This window comes from Pseudomonas sp. NY8896, from assembly GCF_039634505.1.
This window is the reverse complement of the sequence record NZ_CP132350.1, coordinates 4,401,377-4,427,234: the sequence shown is the minus strand read 5'-3', so window position 1 is coordinate 4,427,234 and position 25,858 is coordinate 4,401,377. Positions and strand designations below refer to the sequence as shown.

At 62.1% G+C, this 25,858-nt stretch carries 24 protein-coding genes and 1 pseudogene; 7 read left to right on the top strand and 18 right to left on the bottom strand.

The genetic code is table 11. The annotated features are described in order from the left end of the window. Positions 1–132: 132 nt before the first annotated feature. Entirely contained in the window at positions 133–1,059 is a 927-nt protein-coding gene (locus Q9451_RS19805; protein ID WP_012271733.1) for a LysR family transcriptional regulator, read from the bottom strand. 140 nt (positions 1,060–1,199) lie between these two features. Between Q9451_RS19805 and Q9451_RS19800 the strand changes: the two genes are divergently transcribed. The 3 genes from Q9451_RS19800 to Q9451_RS19790 all read left to right on the top strand — a co-directional run bounded on the left by Q9451_RS19800 (position 1,200) and on the right by Q9451_RS19790 (position 4,561). Further along, a complete protein-coding gene (locus tag Q9451_RS19800) occupies positions 1,200–2,429 on the top strand; it encodes an acyl-CoA dehydrogenase (protein ID WP_012271734.1) in 1,230 nt (409 codons plus the stop codon). A 298-nt stretch (positions 2,430–2,727) separates the two neighbouring features. After that, the gene (locus tag Q9451_RS19795) at positions 2,728–4,128 is read left to right on the top strand and encodes a PAAR domain-containing protein (protein WP_012271735.1); all 1,401 of its coding nucleotides are present in this window, start codon (positions 2,728–2,730) and stop codon (positions 4,126–4,128) included. Beyond that, positions 4,121–4,561 (top strand): hypothetical protein, encoded by a 441-nt coding sequence (locus Q9451_RS19790; protein WP_345960714.1) that lies wholly within the window; start codon positions 4,121–4,123, stop codon positions 4,559–4,561. The genes Q9451_RS19795 and Q9451_RS19790 overlap by 8 nt, the downstream gene beginning before the upstream one ends. On the opposite strand, the gene Q9451_RS19785 is transcribed toward Q9451_RS19790, so the two are convergent. Further along, positions 4,533–5,513: an IS5-like element ISPa41 family transposase gene (locus tag Q9451_RS19785; RefSeq protein ID WP_014003920.1), complete on the bottom strand. Its 981-nt coding sequence runs from the start codon at positions 5,511–5,513 to the stop codon at positions 4,533–4,535. The two genes, Q9451_RS19790 and Q9451_RS19785, sit on opposite strands and share 29 nt — an antisense overlap. A 169-nt stretch (positions 5,514–5,682) precedes the next feature. On the opposite strand from Q9451_RS19785, the pseudogene Q9451_RS19780 reads away from it, so the two are divergent. Beyond that, positions 5,683–6,480 (top strand): annotated as a pseudogene (locus tag Q9451_RS19780) (PAAR domain-containing protein); the annotation flags it as partial. Next, entirely contained in the window at positions 6,473–6,865 is a 393-nt protein-coding gene (locus Q9451_RS19775; RefSeq protein WP_049773230.1) for a hypothetical protein, read from the top strand. The pseudogene Q9451_RS19780 and the gene Q9451_RS19775, both read left to right, overlap by 8 nt. Before the next feature lie 6 nt (positions 6,866–6,871). Here the strand turns inward: Q9451_RS19775 and Q9451_RS19770 are convergent, their stop codons facing one another. From Q9451_RS19770 to ribBA, 7 genes are all read right to left on the bottom strand, one after another. Then, positions 6,872–7,936: a TerC family protein gene (locus Q9451_RS19770; protein WP_012271738.1), complete on the bottom strand. Its 1,065-nt coding sequence runs from the start codon at positions 7,934–7,936 to the stop codon at positions 6,872–6,874. Between the two features lie 166 nt (positions 7,937–8,102). After that, positions 8,103–9,410 carry a substrate-binding domain-containing protein gene (locus tag Q9451_RS19765; RefSeq protein WP_012271739.1) on the bottom strand — a complete coding sequence of 436 codons (1,308 nt, stop codon included), beginning with the start codon at positions 9,408–9,410 and terminating at the stop codon, positions 8,103–8,105. A gap of 113 nt (positions 9,411–9,523) precedes the next feature. Further along, complete coding sequence (locus tag Q9451_RS19760; RefSeq protein ID WP_012271740.1) at positions 9,524–10,672, bottom strand: ABC transporter ATP-binding protein; 1,149 nt, start codon at positions 10,670–10,672, stop codon at positions 9,524–9,526. Positions 10,673–10,689: 17 nt separating this feature from the next. Further along, on the bottom strand, positions 10,690–11,496 hold the full coding sequence (locus tag Q9451_RS19755; RefSeq protein ID WP_012271741.1) for an ABC transporter permease: 807 nt from the start codon (positions 11,494–11,496) through the stop codon (positions 10,690–10,692). Between the two features lie 6 nt (positions 11,497–11,502). Continuing rightward, on the bottom strand, positions 11,503–12,420 hold the full coding sequence (locus tag Q9451_RS19750) for an ABC transporter permease (RefSeq protein ID WP_012271742.1): 918 nt from the start codon (positions 12,418–12,420) through the stop codon (positions 11,503–11,505). Beyond that, positions 12,417–13,442, bottom strand: coding sequence for an ABC transporter substrate-binding protein (locus tag Q9451_RS19745; protein WP_012271743.1), 1,026 nt, complete (start codon positions 13,440–13,442; stop codon positions 12,417–12,419). Before Q9451_RS19745 ends, Q9451_RS19750 begins: the two co-directional genes overlap by 4 nt. A 356-nt stretch (positions 13,443–13,798) precedes the next feature. Next, on the bottom strand, positions 13,799–14,920 hold the full coding sequence (ribBA, locus tag Q9451_RS19740) for a bifunctional 3,4-dihydroxy-2-butanone-4-phosphate synthase/GTP cyclohydrolase II (RefSeq protein ID WP_012271744.1): 1,122 nt from the start codon (positions 14,918–14,920) through the stop codon (positions 13,799–13,801). Positions 14,921–14,998: 78 nt separating this feature from the next. Here ribBA and Q9451_RS19735 point away from each other — a divergent pair, with 78 nt between their 5' ends. Then, positions 14,999–15,292 carry a DUF1330 domain-containing protein gene (locus Q9451_RS19735; protein WP_012271745.1) on the top strand — a complete coding sequence of 98 codons (294 nt, stop codon included), beginning with the start codon at positions 14,999–15,001 and terminating at the stop codon, positions 15,290–15,292. Between the two features lie 64 nt (positions 15,293–15,356). Here the strand turns inward: Q9451_RS19735 and Q9451_RS19730 are convergent, their stop codons facing one another. Further along, on the bottom strand, positions 15,357–16,376 hold the full coding sequence (locus Q9451_RS19730; protein ID WP_012271746.1) for an alpha/beta hydrolase: 1,020 nt from the start codon (positions 16,374–16,376) through the stop codon (positions 15,357–15,359). Positions 16,377–16,522: 146 nt separating this feature from the next. Between Q9451_RS19730 and Q9451_RS19725 the strand changes: the two genes are divergently transcribed. Beyond that, the gene (locus Q9451_RS19725) at positions 16,523–17,407 is read left to right on the top strand and encodes a LysR family transcriptional regulator (RefSeq protein ID WP_041166463.1); all 885 of its coding nucleotides are present in this window, start codon (positions 16,523–16,525) and stop codon (positions 17,405–17,407) included. A gap of 7 nt (positions 17,408–17,414) precedes the next feature. Here the strand turns inward: Q9451_RS19725 and Q9451_RS19720 are convergent, their stop codons facing one another. The 8 genes from Q9451_RS19720 to Q9451_RS19685 all read right to left on the bottom strand — a co-directional run bounded on the left by Q9451_RS19720 (position 17,415) and on the right by Q9451_RS19685 (position 25,853). After that, a complete protein-coding gene (locus tag Q9451_RS19720) occupies positions 17,415–18,677 on the bottom strand; it encodes a cyclopropane-fatty-acyl-phospholipid synthase family protein (RefSeq protein ID WP_012271748.1) in 1,263 nt (420 codons plus the stop codon). Continuing rightward, complete coding sequence (locus tag Q9451_RS19715; protein WP_012271749.1) at positions 18,652–19,464, bottom strand: DUF1365 domain-containing protein; 813 nt, start codon at positions 19,462–19,464, stop codon at positions 18,652–18,654. Before Q9451_RS19715 ends, Q9451_RS19720 begins: the two co-directional genes overlap by 26 nt. Continuing rightward, positions 19,461–20,708, bottom strand: coding sequence for an FAD-dependent oxidoreductase (locus tag Q9451_RS19710; protein ID WP_012271750.1), 1,248 nt, complete (start codon positions 20,706–20,708; stop codon positions 19,461–19,463). Before Q9451_RS19710 ends, Q9451_RS19715 begins: the two co-directional genes overlap by 4 nt. A 3-nt stretch (positions 20,709–20,711) precedes the next feature. Then, the gene (locus Q9451_RS19705; protein WP_345960713.1) at positions 20,712–21,497 is read right to left on the bottom strand and encodes an SDR family NAD(P)-dependent oxidoreductase; all 786 of its coding nucleotides are present in this window, start codon (positions 21,495–21,497) and stop codon (positions 20,712–20,714) included. Beyond that, positions 21,494–21,916 (bottom strand): nuclear transport factor 2 family protein, encoded by a 423-nt coding sequence (locus Q9451_RS19700; RefSeq protein ID WP_012271752.1) that lies wholly within the window; start codon positions 21,914–21,916, stop codon positions 21,494–21,496. Before Q9451_RS19700 ends, Q9451_RS19705 begins: the two co-directional genes overlap by 4 nt. 143 nt (positions 21,917–22,059) lie before the next feature. After that, positions 22,060–22,644 carry a sarcosine oxidase gene (locus Q9451_RS19695; protein WP_012271753.1) on the bottom strand — a complete coding sequence of 195 codons (585 nt, stop codon included), beginning with the start codon at positions 22,642–22,644 and terminating at the stop codon, positions 22,060–22,062. A gap of 3 nt (positions 22,645–22,647) precedes the next feature. After that, positions 22,648–25,551 carry a 2Fe-2S iron-sulfur cluster-binding protein gene (locus Q9451_RS19690; protein ID WP_012271754.1) on the bottom strand — a complete coding sequence of 968 codons (2,904 nt, stop codon included), beginning with the start codon at positions 25,549–25,551 and terminating at the stop codon, positions 22,648–22,650. After that, the gene (locus Q9451_RS19685) at positions 25,548–25,853 is read right to left on the bottom strand and encodes a sarcosine oxidase subunit delta (RefSeq protein WP_012271755.1); all 306 of its coding nucleotides are present in this window, start codon (positions 25,851–25,853) and stop codon (positions 25,548–25,550) included. The genes Q9451_RS19690 and Q9451_RS19685 overlap by 4 nt, the downstream gene beginning before the upstream one ends. Positions 25,854–25,858 lie beyond the last annotated feature (5 nt).

The following is a 25,858-nucleotide window of genomic DNA, read 5'->3' as shown; positions in this document are numbered from 1 at the left end:
CTGTGAGATATTTTTCGCTTCCCACCGCTGTCTTCTCGATCCCAATAGAAAAAATTTCCCCGCGGCATTGGTTTTGTAGGATTTTTTTCTTCAGCTGGCGAAGCGTTGCGATCGGCCCCGCGCCAGCTACCTTCAGGCAGGGTCCAGAGCCTTCTCTTCCTCCGCCACCACGCGCTCGCATAACTCGGTGATCTGCTCACGCATCCAACGGTTGGCAGGGTCCTGGTCGGTACTTTCATGCCAGTAAAGGTGCGTCTCCAGCGCTGGCACTTCCACCGGCAGTGGCTGGTAACGCAACTGATGGCGACGGGCAAAGCGCTCGGGAACGGTCATTGCCATGTCGGTCTGCTGCAACACCTGCGAGGCCATCAGGTAATGCTGCGAACGCAGGGCGACCTTGCGTTGCACCCCCATCTTGCCCAGCGCCAGGTCGACATAGCCCAGGCCGTTGCGGCGGCTGGAAATATGGATGTGGGTCATGCCCAGGTAGCTGTCGAGGGTCAGCTTGCTGTCGGCCAGCGGATGGCCCTGGCGCAGGGCGCAGACATAGCGGTCTTGCATCAGCTTGACGTGGCGCACTTGCGGGTCGGTGTTCAGGGGGGCGTCGATGGCGAAATCCAGGCGGCCGGCGGCGAGTTCCTTGGTGGTCTCGCGGCGCTTGCACAGAAAGCTCTCGATCAGCACCGCTGGCGCCAGGCGGCGCAGACGCTGGAACAACGGCGGCAGAATGACCGCTTCGGTCAGGTCGGTCATGCTGATGCGGAAGGTCTTGTTGGCCTGTTGCGGGTTGAAAATGCGGCTTTCCTGCACCGACGTGCGCAATAGCGCCAAGGCGTTGCGCACCGGGCCGATGATGTTCTGCGCCATGGGCGTGGGCACCATGCCTTGCGCGGTGCGCACGAACAGCGGGTCGTTGAAGGTTTCGCGCAGCCGTGACAGGGCGTTGGACACCGCCGGCTGGGTAATGCCGACAATTTGCCCGGCGCGGGTCAGGTTGGCTTCGGTGTAGATCGCATCGAACACGATGAACAGGTTGAGGTCGACCTTGCTGAGGTTCATGGGCGCCGCTCTTTGTTGGAATTATCGGTCGATCATATATCGGTTATGAATGTTTATACACGCGGAAAATAGACTAGGTGGATTGGTCCGCGCTGCTCTAGGCTCTGGCCCATGTACTCCGAACCGTGAAGGTAGCCCCGATGGATTTCGCCTATTCGCCCAAGGTCCAGGCACTGCGCGAGCGCGTCAGCGCGTTTATGGACGCTTATGTCTACCCCGCCGAAGCGGTGTTCGAGCGCCAGGTCGCCGAGGGCGACCGCTGGCAGCCGACCGCTATCATGGAAGAACTCAAGGCCAAGGCCCGCGCCGAAGGGCTGTGGAACCTGTTCCTCCCAGAGTCGGAATATGGCGCCGGCCTGAGCAACCTGGAATACGCCCCGTTGGCGGAGATCATGGGCCGTTCGTTGCTCGGGCCAGAGCCGTTCAACTGCTCGGCACCGGACACCGGCAACATGGAAGTGCTGGTGCGCTATGGCAGCGAGGCGCAAAAACGCCAGTGGCTGGAGCCGTTGCTGCGCGGCGAGATCCGCTCTGCGTTCGCCATGACCGAGCCAGACGTGGCCTCTTCGGACGCCACCAACATGGCTGCCACCGCCGTGCGTGACGGTGACGAATGGGTGATCAACGGCCGCAAGTGGTGGACCTCCGGCGCCTGCGACCCGCGCTGCAAAGTCATGATCTTCATGGGCCTGTCCGACCCTGAAGGGCCACGCCACCAGCAGCATTCGATGGTGCTGGTGCCCACCGATGCACCAGGCGTGAAGATCGTTCGCCCGCTGCCGGTGTTCGGTTATGACGATGCACCCCATGGCCATGCCGAAGTCCTGTTCGAGAACGTGCGGGTGCCGTACGAAAACGTAATCCTTGGCGAAGGGCGCGGCTTCGAAATTGCCCAGGGCCGCCTGGGACCTGGGCGCATCCATCACTGCATGCGTTCTATCGGCATGGCCGAGCGCGCGTTGGAGCTGATGTGCAAGCGCTCGGTCGAGCGCACCGCCTTCGGCCGGCCGCTGGCACGCTTGGGCGGCAACGTCGACAAGATCGCCGACTCGCGCATGGAGATCGACATGGCCCGGCTGCTAACGCTCAAGGCGGCCTACATGATGGACACCGTGGGCAACAAGGTGGCCCGCAGCGAGATCGCGCAGATCAAGGTGGTAGCGCCGAACGTGGCCTTGAAGGTGATCGACCGGGCGATTCAGATGCATGGTGGGGCAGGGGTGAGCGGCGATTTCCCGCTGGCCTACATGTATGCCATGCAGCGCACACTGCGCCTGGCCGATGGGCCGGATGAAGTGCACCGGGCGGCGATTGGCAAGTATGAGATTGGCAAGTATGTGCCGGTGGAGATGTTGCGTAGCGGGCGATGATTTAGCGAACCTTACGCAAACTTGATGTCATGTGCAGTACCTGGCGCGACCCTGTGCCGCGACAGGGCTGCTCCTGCAATTGATCGATTGTCTTTGCTATTTTTCAATTCTCTGTAATCAGATGAATGTTCTTCTTTCTATAGGGAAACTAACTTTAGCTATTAAGAAAAATCCAGTCAGGCCGCAATAATTAAGCTTCTTGTATTTTGTAGGAAATATCTGGTTTTCTCCCCAGGGCATTTGAACCTCCTTTGCGGATGTTAGGTTTTGACCTCAATCATGCACAGGGAGTTTGTATATGCGCGCCAGTCTAGATGGAAAAGGTCAGGCGGTAGATGGCGATGTCACCACGACGGGGGCGGTCTGTATTGCGACTGGGGCCGGCTATCTCGACGAGGGCCGAATGGTACTCCGCGAAGGTGACCACACCACGGCATGCCCACTTTGTGGGCAGGAAGGAACCGTCGCCGAAGGGGTGGATTTTTTCATTTCTGATGGCCAGCGAGTCGCCATGGATGGTGCGCTGGTTCTTTGTGGCTGCTCGCCGGGCAGCAATCGGGTGGTCGCTCCATTGTATGAAGCACCGCCTTCCCGGCATCCCGTTGTGGCGCGTGCAAATAGCCATTTTGCCGAGCCATCAACCGCTGTTTACCCCGAACGTTTCTCCCAACCTGTAGCAGGTGCATTGCCCGGTACGCTGGAGCCTGGCTTTTACGTGGTCCCTCGAAGCATGTCGTTCCCCCAGGTGCTGCTGCAACTGGCCGAGTACGATACCACGTTGCCGATCTCACGGTTGCAGCGACTCAACCCGACGTTCGAGCAAGGCTTCAAGGCAGGGGAAATCTTCGTTATCGGTGATCCGGACAACGCAAATGCCTGCACGCGCGAGGAGGGAGAGCTGATGGCGGCTGCCCAGTATTCACGCCGCGCGCTGGAAGTACTCGACCACGCCGAAGCGGATTTCATGATGCAGCACCAGGCCGAAATCGCCGGCTTGCTCAGCGACGCAAGCCTGTCGATGGGCGTGGGCAAGGACATGCTGGATCAAGGTTTGAAGCAGGTCAGTCAGACACTGACCAGTATTGAGCGATTACACCAAAGGGAGTTAATGCGCCACGGCCACCTGAACAGCCCGAGCTTCTTCGCTGAGCGGCAACGGCTTCTGCAGCAATTGGATGGGCAGTTGAAAACGGCATTTCTGAACAAACAACTGAACCTTGGAAATTATGAGCGTTTGAGGAAGAGCTTGAATATTTCGACCAAGAGCCTGGTACATCATTGGTCGAAAGCGGGCGGGCCGGGGCAGATTCCGGGGTATGCGACGCATCTGGATAAGGTGGCGAAACTTAGCAATTACCTCAAATATGGCGGACATGCTGCAATAGGGATAGGCGGCGCTTCGTCTTACTTGAACGTGCAGGAGGTGTGTCGGGACGGCGAAACCCAAGCTTGCAAGAAGGTTCGTTATACCGAAATGGGTAGCTTCGCAGGTGGTCTGGGGGGCGGCATGCTTGGAGCTTGGGGAGGTGGTGCTGCTGCAACTGCTCTATGCGGTGTTTTCGCGGTCGGTACTGGTGGGCTTGGCGTTCCGGTATGCGGGATTGTCATCGTAGGCGCCAGCTCTGCGGCAGGCTCTATCGGCCTTGGTGCATTCGGAGAGAAGACTGGAGAGGTGCTTTATGAGGTGATAGATGATTAACTTCGAAAGTTGGCCGCCGTTGCTTAAACTAGCCTTTCTTATTGTTCCGTTTATCACTGGATTTTCAGGTCTTGCCATAAATGTGCGGATTGCAATGTCCCGTGATTTTCAAGTCGCCTTGTCAGCTATCACAAGCAACCCCTATCTGGAGCAGATGAAACCCGTTTGGGGGGGAGGAAGCCTGAGGTCTCGCTGTCTGCTGATGAGCGCGGTGAGCGCTTTGGTCACGTTTCCTAGGCTACATCTGCATATGGGCTGGCTGGATGAAGAGGAACTTAAGGATGCTCCGATCAACTTGTCGTGCAGCCGCGGCAAGTTGCAATTTTCCAGGCACCTACAGCGTCATTGGACGAAAAGTGACCGAAAAATCATGTACGGAGAGCTTTTTCGACCGGTTCTCCGTGTTAAACGCGAACCTCACCCATACCCATGAGCTGTTTTCGAACCCTCCACAGGTTTGCCAGGGCGAACAGCGTGGTCAACTGAGCCGTGTTTTTCATCAGCCCACGAAAACGTACTTTCACGTAACCAAACTGCCGCTTGATCACGCGAAACGGATGCTCGACCTTGGCCCGTGTCTGAGCCTTGCAGAACTCGATCTTGCGCTTGGCTTTGTACAGTACGCTGCGCTGGTTCAGCTTGGAATAGGTGCTGCGACGCGCTGCAATCTGCCAGATCACCCCCCGATTTTCATGCTCTTCGCGCCTTTCGACACCGGTGTAACCGGCATCTGCATACACGGCGTTTTCTTCGCCATGCAGCAGTTCAGCCACCTGCGTGACATCGGCCACATTGGCAGCGGTGCCATGGACGTGATGCACCAGGCCGGACTCGACATCGGCACCGATGTGCGCCTTCATCCCGAAGAAATACTGACCGCCTTTCTTGGTCTGGTGCATCTCGGGATCACGCTTGCCTTCTTTATTCTTGGTCGAGCTGGGGGCATGAATAATGGTGGCATCGACGATGGTGCCTTGGCGCAGCGACAGGCCTTTTTCCTGCAGATAACCATTGATGACCGCAAGGATTGCCGGTGCGAGCTGATGCTTCTCCAGCAAGTGCCGGAAGTTCATGATCGTGGTGTCTTCGGGGATTGGCGCGCTCAGCGTCAGGCGTGCGAACTGGCGCATGGGCGTGATTTCGTAGAGCGCTTCTTCCATGGCCGGGTCGCTCAGGGAGAACCAGTTCTGCAACAGATGGATGCGCAGCATGGTTTCCAGAGGATAGGGTTTTCTACCGCCGCCGGCCTTGGGGTAGAACGGTTCGATCAGCTCCAGCAGGCCTGCCCAGGGCACCACCTGATCCATTTCGGCGAGGAAGCGCTCTCGGCGGGTTTGCTTGCGCTTGCCGGCGTACTCAAAGTCGGAAAAGCTCATCTGGCTCATGGGCGGCTCGGATCAGGTGTTGCGGGGATTCTCGCATAACTGAAGGCTTGTTCGGAGATTCCTTAAGCATTTTCCGCCGTACTTGAAGCGAAAAATGGCTATCGCGCTATGGCTGATATTCATCGCATTACTTTGGTCGTTGATGGGTTACTTTATCATTAAAGAGTGAGGGGAAATCTTCGTTATCGGTGATCCGGACAACGCAAATGCCTGCACGCGCGAGGAGGGAGAGCTGATGGCGGCTGCCCAGCATGCACGCCGCGCGCTGGAAGTACTCGACCACGCCGAAGCGGATTTCATGATGCAGCACCAGGCCGAAATCGCCGGCTTGCTCAGCGACGCAAGCCTGTCGATGGGCGTGGGCAAGGACATGCTGGATCAAGGTTTGAAGCAGGTCAGTCAGACACTGACCAGTATTGAGCGATTACACCAAAGGGAGTTCATGCGCCACGGCCACCTGAACAGCCCGAGCTTCTTCGCTGAGCGGCAACGGCTTCTGCAGCAATTGGATGGGCAGTTGAAAACGGCATTTCTGAACAAACAACTGAACCTTGGAAATTATGAGCGTTTAAAGAAGAGCTTGAATATTTCGACCAAGAGCCTGGTGCACCATTGGTCGAAAGCGGGCGGGCCGGGGCAGATTCCGGGGTATGCGACGCATCTGGATAAGGTGGCGCGGCTTAGCAAGTACCTTAATTATGGTGGGCATGCTGCAGTTGGGCTCGGTGGGGCTTCGTCCTACATGAAAGTGCAAGAGGTTTGTCGCGCTGGTGAGACTGAAGATTGTAAAAAGGCCAGGTTGACCGAGACGGGAGGTTTTGCTAGTGGAACTGCCGGAGCGGCAGGTCTGGCTGCGCCGGTATGCGGCATAGTGCTGGTGGGCGCCAGCGGCATGGCTGGAGGAGCGTTGGGCGGGATGCTCGGTGAGTCGGTAGGCGAGTTTATTTACGAGGCAACAAGTGATTGACATTACTGACTGGCATCCACTCGCTAAAGTGGCGATTCTACTAAGTCCCTTTGCTATAGGTATACCAGGGCTAGTCCTTAGTGCTGTCTCGACGTTGACCAAAGATTATGACGTCGCCTGCTCGGCCATCACGAGTAACCGCTATTTTGAAAGCATCAAGCGCGCCTGGGGTTCTGGGTCATTTAAGTGGCGCTGGATGACACTTTCTACGGTAAGTGGGTTAGTTGCATTTCCGTGGCTAGCGCTGCGAATAGGTCAACTGGATGCTGGCGAGTTAAATGCGTTTCCGCAGAAGCTTAAATTCAGGTTGAAGATTTCAGCGTGGCTAAGCATGACTGGATTCATCTGGATGGTGATTGTATGGGTGTTATTTAAGGTCAAGTAGTGGAAATCAGACCCGCATCTGCGGGTCTTCCTCTTTCTGGCTGACCGAACAATCGGCATTAGAAGGCTGCTCTGGCGAAGAATCCACGACCGTCGCCTTCTCCCCCCGCGTCTTGACCAACGAAACCACCACCCCACCCAGCAACAACCCGAATGTCACCCCCAACGACAGCAACGCAGGCACCTTGCCGACCATGCCGTGGTAGAAAATCTTGCAGCCAATAAAGATCAACACCAACGCCAACGCATACTTGAGGTAGACAAACCGGTGCATCAACGCCGACAGCGCAAAGTACAGCGAGCGCAGCCCCAGAATGGCAAAGATGTTCGAGGTGTAGACAATGAACGGGTCCTGGGTAATGGCGAAAATAGCCGGGACGCTATCGACCGCAAACACCAGGTCGGCCAGTTCGATCAGTACCAGCGCCAGGAACAACGGAGTGGCATAACGCAGCGCCTTGCTGTGCCCAGGCGGGGTCTGGCGGATGAAGAAGTGCGAGCCATGGATCTGGTCGGTGACCCGCATGTGCCGGCGCACGAACTTGATGATCGGGTTGTTGGCCAGGTCCGGGTGGCTGTCTTCCTTGGACAGCGCCATCTTCACCCCGGTAAACAGCAGGAAGGCACCGAAGATGTACAGCACCCAGGCAAAGTTCTGCACCAACGCCGCGCCTACGCCGATCATGATCGCCCGCAGCAACACCACCCCCAGGATGCCCCAGAACAACACGCGGTGCTGGTAGCGGCGGGGGATGGCAAAGTAGCTGAAGATCATTGCCATGACGAACACGTTGTCCATCGACAGCGACTGCTCGACCAGGAAACCGGTGTAGAACTCCAGTGCCGACTGCGCGCCCAACTGGTACCAGACCCCGGCGCCGAACAGCACGCCGACGCTGAAGTAGCCGGAATACAGCAGCAGGCTTTCGCGCATTTCGATTTCCCGGTCGTGGCGGTGCAGCACGCCCAGGTCGAGTACCAGCAAACCGATGACGATGGCCATGAACACCAGCCACAACCAGGCGCTGGTACCGAGGAACGGGGTGGTGAGAAATGCTTGCAGAGCTGTCATGAGCCCCTCCTTGAATGTCGACGTTGCTTGGCAACAGTGATCCGACATGGCGGCTTGGCAGCCGTCAGAGGGGCCCGGTATCACATGATTTTGAGCCTAGACCCGTTTACCAGTGATGCCGAACAGGGAGCTGTTACATTTCTTTGCCAGGGCTCGGATCTGGCCTTCAATACACCCACACCTCGACCCGTCGGTTACGTAACCGTCCTTGCTCCAGCTCATTGCCGGCCACGGGTAGTTCATCGCCCATCCCAGTCACCTCCAGCACCTCCACACCATCGCGCGCCAGCTCGCGCCGCACTGCTTGCGCGCGCAGGCGTGAGAGCAGGGCCGCGCGCCCGGGTGTCTCCTTGGGGTCGCCAAACCCCACCAGCACCGCCTTGCTCTGCAACTTGCCAGCCTGGCGCAGGTACTCGGCTACCCGCTGCACATCGCGCAGGGCCTTGTTGTCGAGGCTGGCGCTGCCTTCCTGGAAGCGAAAGTTCACGCTCAGCCGCTGCGCCTGCTGGGCGAGGGTGCGATAGCGCGGCGGCATATCAGACTGGGGAGGGACAGGTTGAGCCTTGATCTGCTGCGAAACGAAACCCTGCTGGGCGACGATCGCCTGGCCCGCGGGGCTTTGGGCGAAATCGGCCAGGGCCTTGGACTGGGGCTTGGGGTTGGCCGGCAGGTAGAAGTACAGGCGCCGCGATAGCGGGTAGTCTTCGCTGGCCACCAGTGCGCGTTCAGGCAGCATGGCCGGTGCGTCGCCCTCGGCCACTGCCAGCACCTTGGCCCCGTGCACGGCGGCCAGGCTGCTGAAGCCGATGGCCTGGCGGTCGGCACCTACCTGGGCCGCCAGTTCGTCACTGGACTCGAAGCGCTTGGCCTTGGGCGACAGTTCGCTGTGCAGAGGTTCCAGCACCAGTGCCTTGAAGGTCTCGAAAGTACCGGAACGGTCATCACGGGCATACAGGTGAATGGCCCCGCCAGAAACACCTAATTGTTCCCAGCGCTGGATCTGCCCGGAGAAAATCTGCGCCAGTTGTTTTGTGGTGAGCTGCGGCAGTGGGTTGTCGGGGTGGACGATGACCGCGACGCCATCCAGGCCGATGACTTGTTCAGCGCTGGCAGCACGCAGGTCGCCCAGGGCCTGCAGCTGGCGCACTTCACTGTCGTTGATCGGCCGCGATGCCGCTGCCAGGTCGGCCTCGCCCCGGCCCAGGGCAACGAAGCCGGTGCTGGAGCCGTGGGCGGCGATGTCCACGCGCACGGGCTGCCCATGCGCATCGCGCGCACTGATCACGGTTTCATTGGGCAGTTTGCCCGGCTGTTGCGCGATGGCGCTGGCTTGCTGCGCGCGCAATTGCCCCTGCACCAGCGCCGGCAGCAAGGCCGCACCAATCGTGTTGGAACCTTGCACGCGCAGGTGCTGGGGCTCGGCCAAGGTCGCAAGCGGTAGCAGGATAAGCAGCAAGACAAGCAGGCGGGGCATGCCGGATGGCCCTGTGGCATAGAGTTGGCCGGCAGATTACGACAGTGGCGTGATGATAATGTGACAGTCCGTAGGGGAGGGCTTTGCCCCTCCCTTCTCGGTGGCTGGCGAACTCAATGCGCCCCGGCAGACTTGCTCAAATCGCTCTCGGCCCACTCGGTATAGATGCACGCATCCGCCACTGCCCAACGCACCTTTACGCTGTCGCCCGGCTGCATCGGCATGCCTGCGGCTGACAGCGCCTTCACCGTCAGCTCGGTACCCCCTGCAGTCACCACATGGCAGGTTTGGCTCTCACCCAGGAACAGCACCTCGCCAACCTTGGCGCTGACCTCGTTCCAGCCCGCTGGCAGTGGCGCGCGCGCAGCCTGTTCGGCGGTCAGGGCCAGGGCCTTCTCCGGGCGCACCATGATCAGTGCATCTTGCGAGGCGGCCAGCCCTGGGGTCAGGCGAATGGCTACCGGCTGCCCCTCGAAACTGCCTGCGCCATTGCTGCTGGCCTTGATCCGCAGGAAGTTGGAGTTGCCCAGGAACGAAGCGACAAAGGCATTCGGCGGGTTTTGGTACAGGTCGTAACCGGTGCCCAGGCCGACGATCTTGCCGTGGCTGAAAATGGCGATGCGCTGGGACAGGCGCATGGCTTCTTCCTGGTCGTGGGTGACGTAGACGATGGTAATGCCCAGTCGGCGGTGCAACTGGCGCAGTTCGTCCTGCAGGTCTTCTCGCAGCTTCTTGTCCAGCGCGCCGAGCGGCTCGTCCATCAGCAGGATACGCGGCTCGTACACCAGCGCCCGGGCAATCGCCACACGCTGCTGCTGGCCGCCAGACATTTGCGAGGGTTTGCGGTGGGCGAACTTCTCTAGCTGCACCAGCTTGAGCATGGCGTCGACGCGCTTGGCCGTCTCGGCAGCGCCGAGCTTGCGAATGGCCAGCGGGAAGGCGATGTTGTCGCGCACGTTCAGGTGCGGGAACAGCGAATAGCGCTGGAACACCATGCCGATGTCACGCTTGTGTGGTGGTACGTTGACCAGCGATTGGCCGTCGACCAGGATCTCGCCACTGCTGGGTGTTTCGAAGCCGGCCAGCATCGACAGGGTGGTGGACTTGCCCGAGCCGCTGGAGCCGAGGAAGGTCAGGAACTCGCCGTCCTGGATCTCCAGGTCGAGGTTGTCCACGGCGGTGAAGTCGCCGTAGTGCTTGTTCAGGCCGCGCAGGCTGACCAGGGTCTTGCCGTGCGCGTTGTCTTTGATCACTGCACTCATTGTTGTTTTCTCCGCGCTCAGGCGTTTTCGGTGCGCCGGCGCAAGGCGGCGGCAATGAACATGACAAGCAGCGACAGGCCGATCAGCAGGGTCGAGGCCACGGCAATGACCGGGCTGAGGTCCTGGCGCAGGGTGGTCCACATCTTCACCGGCAGGGTCTGCAGGTCGGGGCTGGCCATCATCACGCTCAGCACCACTTCATCCCACGACACCAGGAAGGCGAACAGGCCGCCGGCGATCATGCCGGGGCGGATGGCCGGGAAGGTGACCTTGAAGATCGCCTGCAGGCGCGAGGCACCGCAGATCACCGCGGCATCTTCAATCGACTGGTCGAACAGCTTCAGCGAGTTGATGATGGAAATGATGGTAAAGGGCAGGGCGACGATCACGTGGCTGACCACGAAGGCGAACAGCGTGCCGGTGTAGCCAAGTTTGAGAAACAGCGCATACACCGCCACGGCAATGATCACCAGCGGCACGATCATCGGCATGGTGAACAGCCCGTACAGCAGTTCGCGGCCCGGGAAGCGGCCACGCACCAGGGCGAACGCGCTGGGCAGGCCCAGCAGTACGGCGGCGAGGGTGGTCAGCACGGCCACCTTCAGGCTGGCCAGCGCAGCGTCCATCCACTCCGGGTTGGAGAAGAACTGGCCGTACCACTTGAAGGTCCAGCCTGGCGGCGGGAATACCAGCCACTGGGACGAGCCGAACGACAGCAGCACGATGAACACGACCGGCAGCAGCAGGAAGGCCGCGATGACCCCGGTGGTCAGGTACAGGCCCGTACGCAGCGGGCGACCCATGGCATTGGGAGACAGGAGCATGGCGGTTTACCTCGCGTTGCCAACCGGGGATTCCGGCTGCAGCTTCAGGTACAGGTAGAAGAGCACCAGGGTGATCGCCACCAGCAGTGCGGCGGCGGCGCTGGCCAGGCCCCAGTTGAGGAATGACTGCACCTGCTGGATGATGAATTCGGGCAGCATCATGTTCTGTGCACCGCCCAGCAGCGCCGGGGTGACGTAGTAACCGAGCGACATCACGAACACCATCAGCGCGCCGGAGAACAGCCCCGAGCGACACAGCGGCAGGAATACCTTCCAGAAGTTGGTCCACGGGCTGGCGCCGCAGATGGAGCCCGCCTGCAGCACCATCGGGTCGATGGCGTGCATGGTCGCCTGCAGCGGCAGCACGATGAACGGGACCATGATGTAGCTCATGCCGATCACCACGCCGGTGAGGTTGTGCACCATTTCCAGCGGGGCATCGATGATGCCCATGGCCATCAGCGCCTTGTTGATCACCCCCGAGCTCTGCAGCAGCACCAGCCATGAGTAGGTGCGTGCCAGCAGGCTGGTCCACATCGACAGCAATACGATGTTCAGCAGCCAGCGGCCCCAGCCCTTGGGCACCAGGGTGATCGCCCAGGCCAGCGGGAAGCCCAGCAGTACGCTGATCAGGGTGACCACGCCAGCCACCGAGAAGGTGTTGAACAGTACCCGTGCGTAGGCCGAGTTGGCGAACAGTTGCTCGTAGTTGCCCAGCCCAGGGGTTGGCTCAAGCACCCCGCGCAGCAACAGGCCGACCAGCGGGGCGAAGAAGAACAGGCCAAGGAACAGCATGGCCGGCAGCAGGTTGCGGCTGCCTTTCCAGCGCTGGCTCAGGCTGGCGCGGCGGGGGGCGGTGCCCGGCGCGCCGGCACCCGTGGGGGCACCTTGCGCGTTATGCAGGGCGTTGATGGCGACTTTCATTTGACCAACCACTCATTCCAGCGGGCCGCGATGGCTTGACCGTTCTTGGCCCAGTAGGCGAAGTCGAGGGTGACCTGGTCCTGGGCGTAGGCTGTTGGCAGGTTCGGCGCCAGGTCTTTGTCCAGCTTGGCCACGCTGTCGACGTTGACCGGCGCGTAGGCGGTCTTGTTGGCGAACTCGGCCTGGCCTTCGGCGCTGCTGGCGTTGGCCAGGAATTTCATGGCCGCATCCTTGTTCTTGGCGCCTTTGGGAATGACCAGGAAGTCGGCCATGACCAGGTTCTGCTTCCAGCTCACGCCCACCGGTGCGCCATCTTGCTGCAGGGCATAGACGCGGCCGTTCCAGAACTGGCCAAGCGAGGCTTCACCCGAGGCCAGCAGCTGTTGCGACTGGGCACCGCCGCCCCACCAGACGATGTCTTTCTTGATGGTGTCGAGCTTCTTAAAGGCGCGGTCCAGGTCCAGCGGGTACAGCTTGTCTGGGGCTACGCCGTCGGCCAGCAGGGCCAGTTCCAGCACGCCGGGGCTCGGCCACTTGTACAGGGCACGTTTGCCGGGGTAGGTCTTGGTGTCGAACAGCGCGGTCCAGTCCACCGGTTTGTTGGCACCGAGCTTGCCTTCGTTGTAGCCGAGTACGAAGGAGAAGAAGAACGAGCCGACGCCGTGGTCGGAGACGAATCGCGGGTCGATCTTGTCGCGCTTTATCTGGTTGAAATCGAGGGGTTCGAGCAGGCCTTCGCTGGCGGCACGCAGGGCAAAGTCGGCTTCGACGTCAACCACATCCCACTGCACGTTGCCGCTCTCGACCATGGCCTTGAGCTTGCCGTAGTCGGTGGGGCCGTCCTGCACGACCTTGATGTCGGTGGCTTTGCTGAACGGTACGGCCCACGCTTCTTTCTGGGCGTCCTGGGTGGTACCGCCCCAGCTGACGAAGTTCAGGCTGTCGGCGGCCTGGGCGGCCTGACATGCCAGGGTCAGCAGGCTGGCGGACAGCACTGCGGTTACACGTTTGCTCAACAGCATGGTTACGCCCTCGTTGCTTTTGTTATTCGAGGCGGGGCTTGTGGTGCGCCCGCCAACAGTGTTCGGGGAGCAGCAAAAACAAAGTGTCCGGGTGGCCGTTTTTAAGTGTAGGTGCCGGCCTGCAGATTTAAGGTCTACGGGATATCATATTATGGTATTCCAAACTTTTGGCAAGAGGTGTGAGGCGACCGGCCATCACTCCGACCTCTTCAATTTGTCGCGGTCTGCTTTTGTAGGAGCGGCCTTGTGTCGCGAAAGGGCCGTGAAGCGGCCCCAGGATTTCAGCAGATGCACAGATTGCTGGGGCCGCTCTGCGGCCCTTTCGCGACACAAGGCCGCTCCTACAAGGGGTGGTGTCAGCTTGGAAGACCTGGCTCGAACGGGATGCTCTGCACCACTTCCAGCTCATATCCCGCCAGGCCCGCGTATTTCAGCGGTGGCCCCAGGTGACGCAGTTTGCCAACGCCAAGGTCCTGCAGAATCTGCGCGCCGGTGCCCACCTCGGAATACACCTTCGACTGCCCACGCTGGTAAGGCCGTACCGGCTGAGTCAACTGCGGTATGCGTTCAAGCAATGCCTGGGAGGACTCATGGTTGGCCAGGATTACCACCACGCCAGCACCTTCCTCGGCCACCTTCTGCAACGCCGCCCACAGCGTCCAGTTGGCCGGGCCTGCATATTCAGCACCGACCAGGTCGCGCAGCGGGTCGATTACGTGCACCCGCACCAAGGTCGGTTGTTCGCGACGGATGTCGCCCATGACCATGGCCATGTGCACACCACCTTCGATGCGGTCTTCATAGCTGACCAGGCGGAAAATGCCATGCACGGTCGGCAGCTCGCGTTCGCCGATGCGCTTGATGGTCTGCTCGGTGCTCAGGCGGTAGTGGATCAGGTCGGCAATGGTGCCGATCTTGATGCCATGCTGGGCAGCGAACACTTCCAGGTCCGGGCGGCGGGCCATGGTGCCGTCGTCGTTGAGCACTTCGACGATCACCGAAGCCGGGCTGAAGCCTGCCAGCCGTGCCAGGTCGCAGCCGGCTTCGGTATGGCCGGCGCGGGTCAGCACGCCGCCTTCGCGGGCGCGCAGGGGGAAAATGTGGCCCGGTTGCACCAGGTCTTCGGGGTGCGCGTTGGGGGCCATGGCCGCTGCCACGGTGCGCGCCCGGTCGGCAGCGGAAATACCGGTGGTGACACCCGTGGCCGCCTCGATCGACACGGTGAACGCGGTGCTGAAGACGCTGCCGTTAGCCGGTACCATCTGCTCCAGGCCCAGGCGCTGGCAGTGCTCGTCGGTCAAGGTCAGGCAGATCAGCCCACGCGCTTGGCGGGCCATGAAGTTGATGGCCTGGGCGTCGCAACGCTCGGCGGCGATCAACAGGTCGCCTTCGTTTTCCCGGTCCTCGTCATCCACCAGCAGGACCATCTTGCCTTGCCGGTAGTCCTCGAGAAGTTCCTCGATGGTGTTGAAAGCCATGTTGCACGCTCACTGTGGTGGGGTGATTATTATGGTATACCATCATACATAAATATCGCCTTAAGAGGAGAGCAGCAGATGAAGGCTTACTGGATCGCCCATGTGGACGTGACCGACCCCGAGCAATACCAGCAGTACACCCAGCGTGCCCCGGCTGCCTTCAAGGCGTTCGGCGGCCGCTTCCTGGCCCGTGGTGGGCGCAGCGAGGCGATGGAAGGGCGGTCTACCCCCCAGCGTAGCGTGGTGATCGAGTTCGATTCGTACGAGCAGGCGGTGGCGTGTTACCGGTCCGAGCTGTACCAGCAAGCGTGCAGCCATCGCCAAGGTGTGGCGAAGGCCGAAGTGATCATTGTCGAAGGGTTCGAGCCTTGAGTGATGGTCTCACGGCTCTCCCGGACCGGCAGGGCACCAGGCCCTGCCGCATGGGTGGATAAGGTTATTGAAGGTGTACTTTCAGTTCACCGGCCGCCTGGCGCATCGCCGCCTTCACTGCCGGCACCTGGCTCAGTGGGTTGAGCAGCCCATAGTCATGGATCATGCCGTTGTAGCGCACTGAGGTAACCGTCACACCGGCAGCATTCAGCTTGCGGGCATAAGCCTCACCTTCATCACGCAACACATCGAACTCAGCCGTTTGTACCAGTGCTGGCGGCAAGCCTTTGAGCTGCTCAGTGCTGGCCCGCAGCGGCGATGCGTAGACCTGCGCACGGGCACTGGTATCGGAGGTGTAGCTGTCCCAGAACCACTTCATCATCCCTGTGGTCAGGAAGTGCCCTTCGGCAAATTGCTTGTACGAGGCAGTCTCGAAACTCGCATCGGTCACCGGCCACAGCAGCAGCTGGAAGCGCAGCGCAGGGGTGCCGGCCTCTTTGGCTTTCAGCGCCACGACTGCCGCCATGTTGCCGCCGACGCTGTTGCCGGCCACGGCCAGGCGCTTGCCGTCCACGCCGATCGCCTTGCCATGCTCGGCCACCCAGCGGGTCGCGGCGTAGGCCTGGTTGATGGCCGTCGGGTAGTGCGCTTCCGGCGATGGGGTGTAGTCCACGTAGACCGCCACCGCACCCGAGCCGACTACCAGGTCGCGGATCAGCCGCTGGTGGGTGGGGAAGTCGCCCAGCACCCAGCCGCCCCCGTGGAAGAACATGAACACTGGCAGGTCACCCTTCGCGTTGGCCGGGCGCACTACTTGCAGCTTGATCGACTCGCCATTGGCCTGGATGGTGCGCTCCTTTACCTCGATGCCCGAAAGGTCGACCTTGACCGAGGCCTGAGCGCCGGTCAGCACTGCGCGGGCGTCTGTTGGGCTGAGCTGCTCCAGCGGCTTGCCACCCCCTTTTTCCAGGGCTTCGAGGAAGGCCTGAGTGTGTTGTTCGACACCAGGGCTGCCAGCGGCGAAAGCGCTGGAAACGGACAGGGCCAAGAGGGAGGCGGTGAGGGCCTTGTGGACAATGTTCATGAGCGAATCCTTTTCTATGCAAGTGGTGGTAGTGGGCGTCTTGCCTGGCCTGCTGGGCCATCGCTGCGACTTGTGCGTAGATTAGGCAGGTGCACTTGCAGGAAAAAGCCGCTATAAAGCGTTTGACTGTCACTATGAGCGAGACAATGAACCCTTACGAAGACATGCGGATCTTCGCCCAGGTCATGGAGGCTGGCAGTTTCACCGCCGCCGCCGACCGCCTGGGCATGTCGAAGCAATCGGTCAGCCGACGCCTGATGCAGCTCGAGGAGCGCCTTGGCGTTCGCCTGCTCAACCGCTCCACCCGGCGCCTGGATGCCACACCGCTGGGCCAGCACTACTACCAGTCGGCCTTGCGCTTGTTGGGTGAGGTGCAGCAGGTAGAGCACGACATCAGCGGCCAGGCCCAGGCCTTGCGCGGCACCTTGCGCCTGAGTGCGCCGCTGTCGTTCGCCATGTCGCACCTGGGTTGCCTGCTGACCGAGTTTCTTCAACTGCACCCGCTAGTAGATGTAGAGGTGGACCTCAGCGACCGCGCCGTGGACCTGATCGGCGAGGGCTACGACCTGGCGCTGCGCATTGGCGCGCTGGAGGACTCCAGCCTGATTGCGCGGCGTATTGCCAATGTCGAGCGCGTCTACTGCGCGAGTCCGGCATACCTGCAGGCGCGGGCAGTACCAGTAATACCGGAGGATCTGGCCGGGCATGACTGCCTGCCCTATGGGCATTCGCGACAGGTGCAGTGGCAGTTTCGCCAGGGCGGCAAGGCGCAGGCGATTCAGGTGACAGGGCGCATGCGTGCCAACAACGGCGAGTTGCTCAGGGATGCGGCCATCGCCGGCATGGGGGTGACCTACCTGCCGACCTTCATCGTTGGCCAGGCGTTGGCGGATGGGCGGCTGGTGAGTGTGCTTGAAGAATGGACGCCGCCGGCGTTGCAGTTATCAGCGGTGTATCCGCAGCACCGGCAGGTAGCGCGGCCGGTGCAGGGTTTTGTCGACTTCTTGCGTGAGCGGTTGGTGCAATTATAGGTTTACCTCAGCACAGGGCCAGCAGTGGTGCCTTGCGCGCCTGTGGCCCGGCCCAGAGCAGTTGCGCCACGCCGATGGTGCGTTCTTCGAAACCGCCCTGGCAATAGCACAGGTAGAACTCCCACAAGCGCTGAAAGGTATCGTCATACCCCAGCATCGTTAGTTCCGAGCGCGCCAGGCGCAGGTTGTCGCGCCAATGGCGCAGCGTGCGCGCGTAGTCCTGGCCGAAATCCTCCAGATGTACCAGGTTCAGCGCGGTCTGGCGGCTGGCGGTGTCCAGCAGCACGCTCAGCGAAGGCAAGGCGCCGCCGGGGAAAATATAGCGCTGGATAAAATCCACCGAGCGCCTGGCCTGGGCGTAGCGCTGGTCGCGGATGGTGATGGCTTGCACCAGCATCAGGCCATCATCCTTGAGCAGCGACGCGCACTGGCGAAAGTAGGTCGGCAGGTAGCGGTGGCCGACAGCTTCGATCATTTCGATCGATACCAGCTTGTCGAAGCGCCCGCGCAGGTCGCGATAGTCTTCGAGCAGTACGGTGATGCGCTGCTCCAGGCCCAGGGCCTTGACCCGCTGCAGGGTATGGGCGTACTGCGCCGCCGAGAGCGTGGCGGTGGTGACCCGGCAGCCATGCTGCAGTGCGGCGTGGATGGCCAGGCTGCCCCAGCCGCTGCCGATCTCCAGCAGATGATCGTCGGGCTTGAGTTCAAGTTTCTGGCAGATGCGTCGCAGCTTGCTGGTCTGGGCCTGCTCCAGGGTTTGCCCGGGGCTGTCGAACTGCGCAGCGGAGTACATCATGGTGGGGTCCAGCAGGCGCTCGAACAGGTCATTGCCCAGGTCGTAATGCGCCAGGATATTGCGCCGCGCGCCGCGCCGGCTGTTGCGGTTGAGGCGGTGCAGCAGGCGCAGGGCCGGGCGCGCCAGGCGTGCCAGGCCGCCCTCCATGGCATCGAGAACATCCAGGTTGGCAACGAACAACCGGGTGACAGCTGCCAGGTCCGAGCTGCGCCAGTAGCCGTGAATATAGCCTTCTCCGGCACCAATCGAACCATTGCCGGCGACCAGGCCCCAGGCGGCGTCATCAATCACTTCCACTTCCGCGTAAAGCGGGCTGGCAACGTCGCCGAACGTCCATTGCTGGCCTTGGCAGATCAGGCGCAGGTTGCCGTGGCGCAGTTGGCGCAACTGCGCGAGCACTGCGCGCCTGGCCAGGCCGCCGAGCAGCGGGGCAATGCTTGCCGATTTGCTAACGCTCAGGGTCGGTTCGGGCATGGTCGGGCTCCTCGCGGGCAGGTTGGCCGAATGCCAGGTCGTGCTGGCTGGCGATATGGTCATGTAGAGGGGTACGTTTCAGCAGCAGGCGCAGGGCCTGCCAGTAAATGCCGGAGAGGGTGCGCAGGCTCATCCACGGAAAGCTCAGGATGTGCCGCTGCAAGGCCGCGCGGTCCAGCGGCTGACGTTGCAGCGCCAGGTCGGCTTCGAACACCTTGTGCCCGGCGCGCCAGTTCTGCATGTGGATGCGCACCCGCTGTGCATCGAGGGCGAACTGCAGGTGGTAGTCCATGTCCAGTGGCATGAACGGCGAGACATGGAAGGCTTTGGCCAGGGTAAATGTCTGGCTCAGGCCATCGTTCACGGGCAGTACATAGTGGAAACGTTCACGCCAGGGGGTGTTGCGCACTTCCAGCAAAATAGCCGCGAGCTGGCCTTGCCGGTCATGGCAGAAATAGACACTCACTGGGTTGAACGACAGCCCCCAGCAGCGCGGTTGGGTCAGCAGGTGCACGGCGCCTTCGGGTGCTTGGCCGATAGCCTGACCGACCATCAGCCGTGCGGCCTCGGCCAGTGGTCTGCCCTGGCGGGTCAGCGCCGGCAGATAGTCGGTTTCACGCCAGCACAGGGGGGCCAGCCGGGAGCTCCCAAGCCAGCGGGACAGGCGCAGGAGCTGGGGTTGTTCGTTGAGATCCAGGTAAAACATGCCAACCCGGTAACGAAACGCATGGTAGTGTGGGCTCAGCCGCCGGTGGCTCAGCCAGCCCTGGCACAGGTTGCTGTTCACAACTGTTCTCCAAAGTGCTGGGCGACGTTCAGCGCGCTTAGCACCCCGTCTTCGTGAAAACCATTGCCCCAGTAGGCGCCGCAGTAATAACTGTGCAAACGCCCCTGCAGTTCGCCCTGCCGAGCCTGTGCCGTCAGGGCGTCAAGGCTGTACTGCGGGTGGGCATACTCGAAGCGGGCAAGTATCTGTGCAGGGTCCACCTGCGCGGTCTGGTTGAGGCTTACGCAGAACGTGGCCGGCGCCTTGATGCCCTGAAGGATGTTCATGTTGTAGGTGAGTGCGGCAGGCGCCTGCGCGTTGCCGCCCAGGCGGTAGTTCCAGCTGGCCCAGGCCCTGCGCCGTTGTGGCAGCAGGCGCGTGTCGGTGTGCAGCACCACGTCGTTGCTGGCGTAGTGGATGGCACCCAGGATGGCGCGCTCATGTTCGCTTGGCGGTGCCAGCAGGGCCAGTGCCTGGTCGCTGTGACAGGCAAATACCACCTTGTCGAATCGCTCATTACCGCTGGCCCAGGTAACCGTCACGCCGAGGTCGTCACGTTTTACCTGATGCACCGGGCAGCTCAGCCGGATGCGATCGGCAAAGGGCTGGCACAGAGGCCTGAGGTACGCGCGTGAGCCTGCGTCGACAACCTGCCATTGCGGGCGATGGTTGACCGACAGCAAGCCGTGGTTGTTACAGAACCGCACGAAAAACTGCAACGGGAAGCCCAGCATATCGGCCGGCGACATCGACCAGATCGCTGAGCCCATCGGCACGATGTAATGGTCGATGAAGCGCCGCCCATAGCCTTGGGCATGCAGATAACTGCCCAGCGTGGTGGCGCTCTCGATCCGTTGCTGGTTCAGGTCGGCGGTGGCCTCGCGGTTGAAGCGCAGCACATCGCGCAGCATTCCCCAGAATGGCGGGGACAGCAGGTTGCGCCGCTGGGCAAACAGCGTGACCAGGTCGTGGCCGTTGTACTCGAACCCCGTGCGCGGGTCATGCACCGAAAAGCTCATCTCGGTGGGGCGCGAGGCGACACCCAGATGCTTGAGCAGGCGGATGAAGTGCGGGTAGGTCCAGTCGTTGAAGACGATGAAACCGGTGTCTATCGAGTAGCCTTGGCCCTGCCACTGCACATCGACGGTATGGGTATGCCCGCCGACCCGGTTCGCGGCCTCGAACACCGTGACCTCGTTACGACGTGACAGCAGGTGGGCACAGGAGAGGCCGGCGATACCGCTACCGATGATGGCGATACGCATGGGTCAGCCCTGTGGTTGGCGCGCCAGGCGGCGGCCCAGCTTCAGGCGCCAGCGCGCCAGGCGGCGGCCCAGCTTCAGGCGCCAGCGCGCCGGCAGTGCGCCTAGCAGGCGCAGCACCAGGGTGAAGGTGGCGGGGAAGGCTATTTCCAGCGGGCGGTGTGGCAGGCGCGCGATGATATGGGCGGCGGCGCGCTCGGCGCTCCACAGCTGGGGCATGGGGAAGTCGTTGCGGCGGGTCAGTGGCGTGTCGACGAAGCCGGGGCAGACCAAGGTGACATCGATGCCTTCGCCGACCAGGTCGATGCGCAGGGACTCGACCAGGTACCGCAATGCCGCTTTGGAGGCACCATAGGCACCCGCACGCGGCAATGCCAGCCAGCTCACCGAGCTGCCCATGACCACCAGGTGTGGCCGCTGGCCGTGGCGCAGCAAGGGTAGGGCGGCGGCAAGGCATAAGCTGGTGCCGGTCAGGTTGGTGCGTATCACTCGGTCGATCAGGGCAGGGTCGAAGTGCCCAGGCTCCAGGTACTCGCAAGTGCCCGCATTGAGAATCACTTGGTCCAGTGCGCCCCAGGCGTGCTCGATCTGCTCGGCGATTCGCGCCACTTGCCCAGGTTGATCGATATCGCCGACTGCCAGCAGTACCTGGTCCGGAAACCGTTCGGCCAGTGCTGTCAGCTTGTCTGCCCGGCGTGCGCCCAACGCTACCTGGTGGCCTTGTTCCAGCAGGTGCAACGCCAGCGCGGCACCCATGCCACTGCTGGCACCGGTCAGCCAGCAACGGCTCATGCCAGCCTGCCTTTGAGCCAGCGAATCGCGCTGCCCATGATCGGCAGATGTTCGTACAGCAGGGCACCGGCGTCGAAGTAGTCCTGGTGAAAATACACCCGCTCATGCCAGCGCAGGTGGCTGCAGCCTTGCAGGCTGATCAGTTGCCCGCTGGCCAGTTGCGGGTGGCGATAGTGCAACGTCCAGCGAATGTAGCCATGGCCCGGCTGTAGTTCGTCGGTGCCCTCGAAGCGGTAGTGGCAGTCGGAAACCTTGGCGTACAGCTGGGCGAAATAAGCCCGCAGCGCGGGAAGGCCGGTGAACTGGTGCAAGGGGTCGCGGAAGGCGACGTCCTCGCTGTACAGGTCACCCAACAGGTCGAGGTTGTGCGTATCCAGCGTGGCAAAGCGTTCGGCGAAGGATTGCAGGTAGGTGGACATGCACAATACCTGTACAAAATTAATTTGTTGTACAAGGTATAGTGCAGGTCTCTGGATAAATCTATACAGAAGAAAATTTTTGTACAGTTTTCGCGCGGCGCTCGATCTCCCAGGCGCCAAAAATCATGCGGCGAGCACCCCCGCTAGACCATCCCCCCACCAAACTCACCCATGGCATCCAGCACCGCCTCGCACACATACGCCAGCGAAGCCCGATCAAACAGCAGCTGCAACGCCGGCCGCTCATCACTGCCTACATTCAGCACAATCATATTGATCCGCGCCACCGAGGTCTGCGCCACCGTCCCAACCGGAAACGCCCCGGCACGCAGATCCACCCCGCACAACTTGGCCATCACCGCGCTGCCATGCACCCCCGACAGTTGTAGCCAGGCATGGCTGTCCTGGCGCGGCAGCAGGTAATTGCGCTGGGCATCCTGCACCCACTCGGCCTCTACATCCGCCACCCGTGCGCCATCGTCGGCCAGGCTGCCCAGCAGCAGGTACTCGGCCTGCGACAATCGCGCCACCCAGCTTCCATCATGCTGACGCACGGCCTGGTTCGGCTGCGTGGGCAAACGGTATCCACGTTGCTGAAGGTAGGCGGCGCTGTCTGCGCCGCGAAATCCAACCCGCGCCAACGCAGTCAAGTCAGTCAACGCACAGGTGTGCAGCAGTTCGGCTCGCGGGTTGCGAGGGATAAACGCTTCGGCTTGCAAACGGGTCATGGCTCAGAGCTCCTGGCGCAGGTTGTCGGGGTCGTGGAACGGCAGCGCTACCACCTTGGCATTGACCATCACGCCACCGTCGGTGCGAATCGGGATGAGCATGCCGGGGCTGGCCTGGTGGGCGCCGGCATAGGCCAGGCCGATGATCTGCCCCAGGGTTTGCGAGTACTCGCAGGAGGTGACGTTACCGCTGATGTCCCGGCCGTCCAGCACCAGGTGCCCCTCCAGTGGTCGCGGGCTGCCTTTGGGCAGCGTGAAACCGACCAGCTTGCGCTTGAGCGGCTGTGCTTCGAGGATTTCGATCGAGCGCTTGCCAACGAAGAACGGCTTCTTGCGACCGATGGCCCACTGCATGTCGATTTCCGCCGGGTGCGTCATGCCGTCGGTGTCCTGGCCGATGATCACGTGGCCTTTTTCCAGGCGCAGCAGGCGTTGGGTCTCGACGCCGAAGGGGCGAATGCCCAACCCGGCACCCGCCTGCATCAAGGTATCCCACAGCCGCTCGGCATGGCGCGCTGGTACGTGCACTTCATAGCCCAGCTCACCGACAAAGCCGACTCGCAGGATACGTGCAGCAATGCCTGCCACCTTGCCCTGGCGTACGCCCAGGTAAGGGAAGGCTCCGGCGGCCAGGTCTACGTCATCGCACACCTTGGCCAGCACCTGGCGTGACAGTGGCCCGGCCAGGTTGACGGCGGCCAGGGCAGCGGTGACGTTGGTGATGTCCACGTCCAGGCGCCACTGCGCGTTCCACTTCAGCATCTGTTGGTAGATGCGGTCGACGCCGCTGGTGGTGGCGGTTACGTAGAAGTGCTGCTCGCCCAAGCGTGCGCAGACACCATCGTCGATGACCACGCCGTGCTCGTTGGTCATCAACGCATAGCGAGTGCGGCCAACAGGCAGTTTGGCGAAGCCGAAGGTGTAGAGGCGTTCCAGCAGTTCGGCCGCATCCGGGCCACGCACGTCCAGGCCGCCGAGCGTGGAGACGTCGATCAGGCCGACTTTTTCACGTACATGCCGGGCTTCTTCCTGCATGCAGCGATCGCGTTCCTCCGGCTTGCCATAGTAGGCCGGGCGCTGCCAGATGCCGGCGGGCATCATGTTCGCCCCGGCTTGCAGGTGGCGGCGGTGCATTGGCGTTTGCCGGTACGGGTCGAAGGCGCGGCCGGCAATGTGTGCCAGCTTTTCTGCCTGGAACGGTGGGCGGGCAGTGGTCACGCCGGTCTCGCTGATGCTGCGGCCGGTGGCATGGGCCACCAGGCGCGCGGTGGGCAGTGCCGAGTGGCGGCCCTGGGATGGGCCCATGCCGACCGTGGAGAAGCGTTTGACCAGTTGCACATCGCGGTAGCCGCTGCGGGTGGCGTTGACGATGTCGCGCACCTGCAGGTCTTCGTCGAAATCGACGAAATCCTTGCCCTTGGGGTGCGGGAAGATCGGCCAGGGGAAGTTGACCTTGGCCTCGGCGTTGAACAGCGGCTGCACCGGCGCTTGCAGGCCCAGCGCGGCCACGGCTTCGGCCGCCCCACGGGTGGCGTCGGCCAGCACGTTGCCTAGCGCATGGCGGCCGTTCACCGAACCGGCGATATCCAGCCCGGCTGGCAGGTGGCTGATGGCGAACTCGTCGCGGTCGATGTCATAGGCCAGCTTGCCACCGGCCTGGCACAGCAACTGGTACACCGGCATGTAGCCCGCCGACATGCACAACAGGTCGCAGGCCAGGCGCAGGCCATGCGGGCCAACCTTGCCCTGGCCGGTGATTGGGCGAATGTCCACGCCATTGACATGGCGCATGCCCGCTTCGTGCAGCGCTTCGTACACGGTGCTGCCCAGGTGCACAGGGATATCGCGGCGCTTGAGCTCGGCGGCCAGCGTGGCATCGGCCGGTGCGGCGCGCATGTCGATCACAGCAGCCACAGCCACGCCTTGTTCCTGCAGGTCGAGCGCGGCAAGGTAGCCGTCATCATGGCCGGTCAGGATCACTGCGCGCTGGCCCGGTTTGACCGCGTACAGCTTCATCAGCCGCTGTGCGGCGCTGGTCAGCATCACACCGGGCAGGTCGTTGTTGCGGAACACCACCGGCTGGTCGAACGAACCGGCCGCCACCAGGCAACGGCCGGCACGCACCTTGTACAGGCGCTTGTGCTGGATCACTGGCAGGTAGTGGTCGGTGAACCAGCCGTTGCAGGTGGCGTCCAGCAGCACCTGGATATTCGGGTGACCCTCTACGGCTGCCAGCAATTCCTGACGCAGGCTGGCGGCACGCGTGCCGGCGATGTCAAAGCGGGCGTAGGTGAGCGAGCCGCCAAGCACGGGCTGTTGCTCGATCAGCAACACCTTGGCCCCGGCATTGGCTGCGTCCAGCGCCGCGCGCAGGCCGGCAGGGCCTGCGCCGATGACGGCGACATCGACAAACAGGTAGGCCTTGTCGTAGTACTGTGGCTTGAAGCCTTGGTCGAGCACGCCCAGGCCGGCCTTTTTGCGAATCAGCGGCTCCCACACCTTCCACATGCCTTTGGGCTTGTAGAACGAGCGGTAATAGAAACCCACCGGCATGAAGCGCGAGCACTTGCCCAGGTAGGCGTCGCGGTCGTGCTCCAGGCTGCCGTTGAAGTTCTGCCCTTCGACCACCTGCCCGTCGCGGGCGGCTTCCAGGTCGGCCAGCACGTTGGGTTCCTCAGGCAGTTGCACCAGGGTGTTGGCATCTTGCCCGGCCATGCTCAGCGGGCCGCGTGGGCGGTGGTATTTGAATGAACGCGACAGCAACCAGCGGCCGCTGCCAAGCAGGGCGCTGGCAATGCTGTCACCGGCAAAGCCCGAACAGGCCTGGCCGTCGAACTGGAAACGCAAGGGGCGTTCGCGGTCGATCAGCAGGCCCATGGGCGCGGGGAGGCGAGTGTGGCTGTTCATCCGGCGATCTCCGGGGTGGCGGCGGGGGTGAAGTCGACGCGGCGGTCGAACAGTGCTTTCGGGTCGAAGGTGCGCAGCACCTGGTCGCTTACCGTGTGGCGCTCGGCCAGAAACCAGTAGCTGGAAGCGTTGTGCAGCCACCACTCGAGCACCACCCCGGCCAGGTTGTCGCTATTGAACACATAGTCGGCCCACTCGGTATCGCTGCAGTTGGCCGGGTCGGGCATGTGCTTGCACTCGCCGCCGTAGGTGAATTCGCTGATGTTGCGCGGGCCGTTCAAGGGGCAGGTCAGGATTTTCATCGTCA

Excerpts from the sequence above, each read along its gene's own strand:
- ribBA (WP_012271744.1), bottom strand. The coding sequence starts at position 14,920 with ATGGCTTTCAACACCATCGAGGAACTTCTCGAGGACTACCGGCAAGGC.
- Q9451_RS19730 (WP_012271746.1), bottom strand. The coding sequence starts at position 16,376 with ATGAACATTGTCCACAAGGCCCTCACCGCCTCCCTCTTGGCCCTGTCC.
- Q9451_RS19685 (WP_012271755.1), bottom strand. The coding sequence starts at position 25,853 with ATGAAAATCCTGACCTGCCCCTTGAACGGCCCGCGCAACATCAGCGAA.
- Q9451_RS19785 (WP_014003920.1), bottom strand. The coding sequence starts at position 5,513 with ATGAGCCAGATGAGCTTTTCCGACTTTGAGTACGCCGGCAAGCGCAAG.
- Q9451_RS19745 (WP_012271743.1), bottom strand. The coding sequence starts at position 13,442 with ATGCTGTTGAGCAAACGTGTAACCGCAGTGCTGTCCGCCAGCCTGCTG.
- Q9451_RS19725 (WP_041166463.1), top strand. The coding sequence starts at position 16,523 with ATGAACCCTTACGAAGACATGCGGATCTTCGCCCAGGTCATGGAGGCT.
- Q9451_RS19720 (WP_012271748.1), bottom strand. The coding sequence starts at position 18,677 with ATGCCCGAACCGACCCTGAGCGTTAGCAAATCGGCAAGCATTGCCCCG.
- Q9451_RS19765 (WP_012271739.1), bottom strand. The coding sequence starts at position 9,410 with ATGCCCCGCCTGCTTGTCTTGCTGCTTATCCTGCTACCGCTTGCGACC.
- Q9451_RS19760 (WP_012271740.1), bottom strand. The coding sequence starts at position 10,672 with ATGAGTGCAGTGATCAAAGACAACGCGCACGGCAAGACCCTGGTCAGC.
- Q9451_RS19705 (WP_345960713.1), bottom strand. The coding sequence starts at position 21,497 with ATGAGCCGTTGCTGGCTGACCGGTGCCAGCAGTGGCATGGGTGCCGCG.
- Q9451_RS19755 (WP_012271741.1), bottom strand. The coding sequence starts at position 11,496 with ATGCTCCTGTCTCCCAATGCCATGGGTCGCCCGCTGCGTACGGGCCTG.
- Q9451_RS19695 (WP_012271753.1), bottom strand. The coding sequence starts at position 22,644 with ATGACCCGTTTGCAAGCCGAAGCGTTTATCCCTCGCAACCCGCGAGCC.
- Q9451_RS19710 (WP_012271750.1), bottom strand. The coding sequence starts at position 20,708 with ATGCGTATCGCCATCATCGGTAGCGGTATCGCCGGCCTCTCCTGTGCC.
- Q9451_RS19750 (WP_012271742.1), bottom strand. The coding sequence starts at position 12,420 with ATGAAAGTCGCCATCAACGCCCTGCATAACGCGCAAGGTGCCCCCACG.
- Q9451_RS19770 (WP_012271738.1), bottom strand. The coding sequence starts at position 7,936 with ATGACAGCTCTGCAAGCATTTCTCACCACCCCGTTCCTCGGTACCAGC.
- Q9451_RS19735 (WP_012271745.1), top strand. The coding sequence starts at position 14,999 with ATGAAGGCTTACTGGATCGCCCATGTGGACGTGACCGACCCCGAGCAA.
- Q9451_RS19700 (WP_012271752.1), bottom strand. The coding sequence starts at position 21,916 with ATGTCCACCTACCTGCAATCCTTCGCCGAACGCTTTGCCACGCTGGAT.
- Q9451_RS19795 (WP_012271735.1), top strand. The coding sequence starts at position 2,728 with ATGCGCGCCAGTCTAGATGGAAAAGGTCAGGCGGTAGATGGCGATGTC.
- Q9451_RS19805 (WP_012271733.1), bottom strand. The coding sequence starts at position 1,059 with ATGAACCTCAGCAAGGTCGACCTCAACCTGTTCATCGTGTTCGATGCG.
- Q9451_RS19800 (WP_012271734.1), top strand. The coding sequence starts at position 1,200 with ATGGATTTCGCCTATTCGCCCAAGGTCCAGGCACTGCGCGAGCGCGTC.
- Q9451_RS19790 (WP_345960714.1), top strand. The coding sequence starts at position 4,121 with ATGATTAACTTCGAAAGTTGGCCGCCGTTGCTTAAACTAGCCTTTCTT.
- Q9451_RS19690 (WP_012271754.1), bottom strand. The coding sequence starts at position 25,551 with ATGAACAGCCACACTCGCCTCCCCGCGCCCATGGGCCTGCTGATCGAC.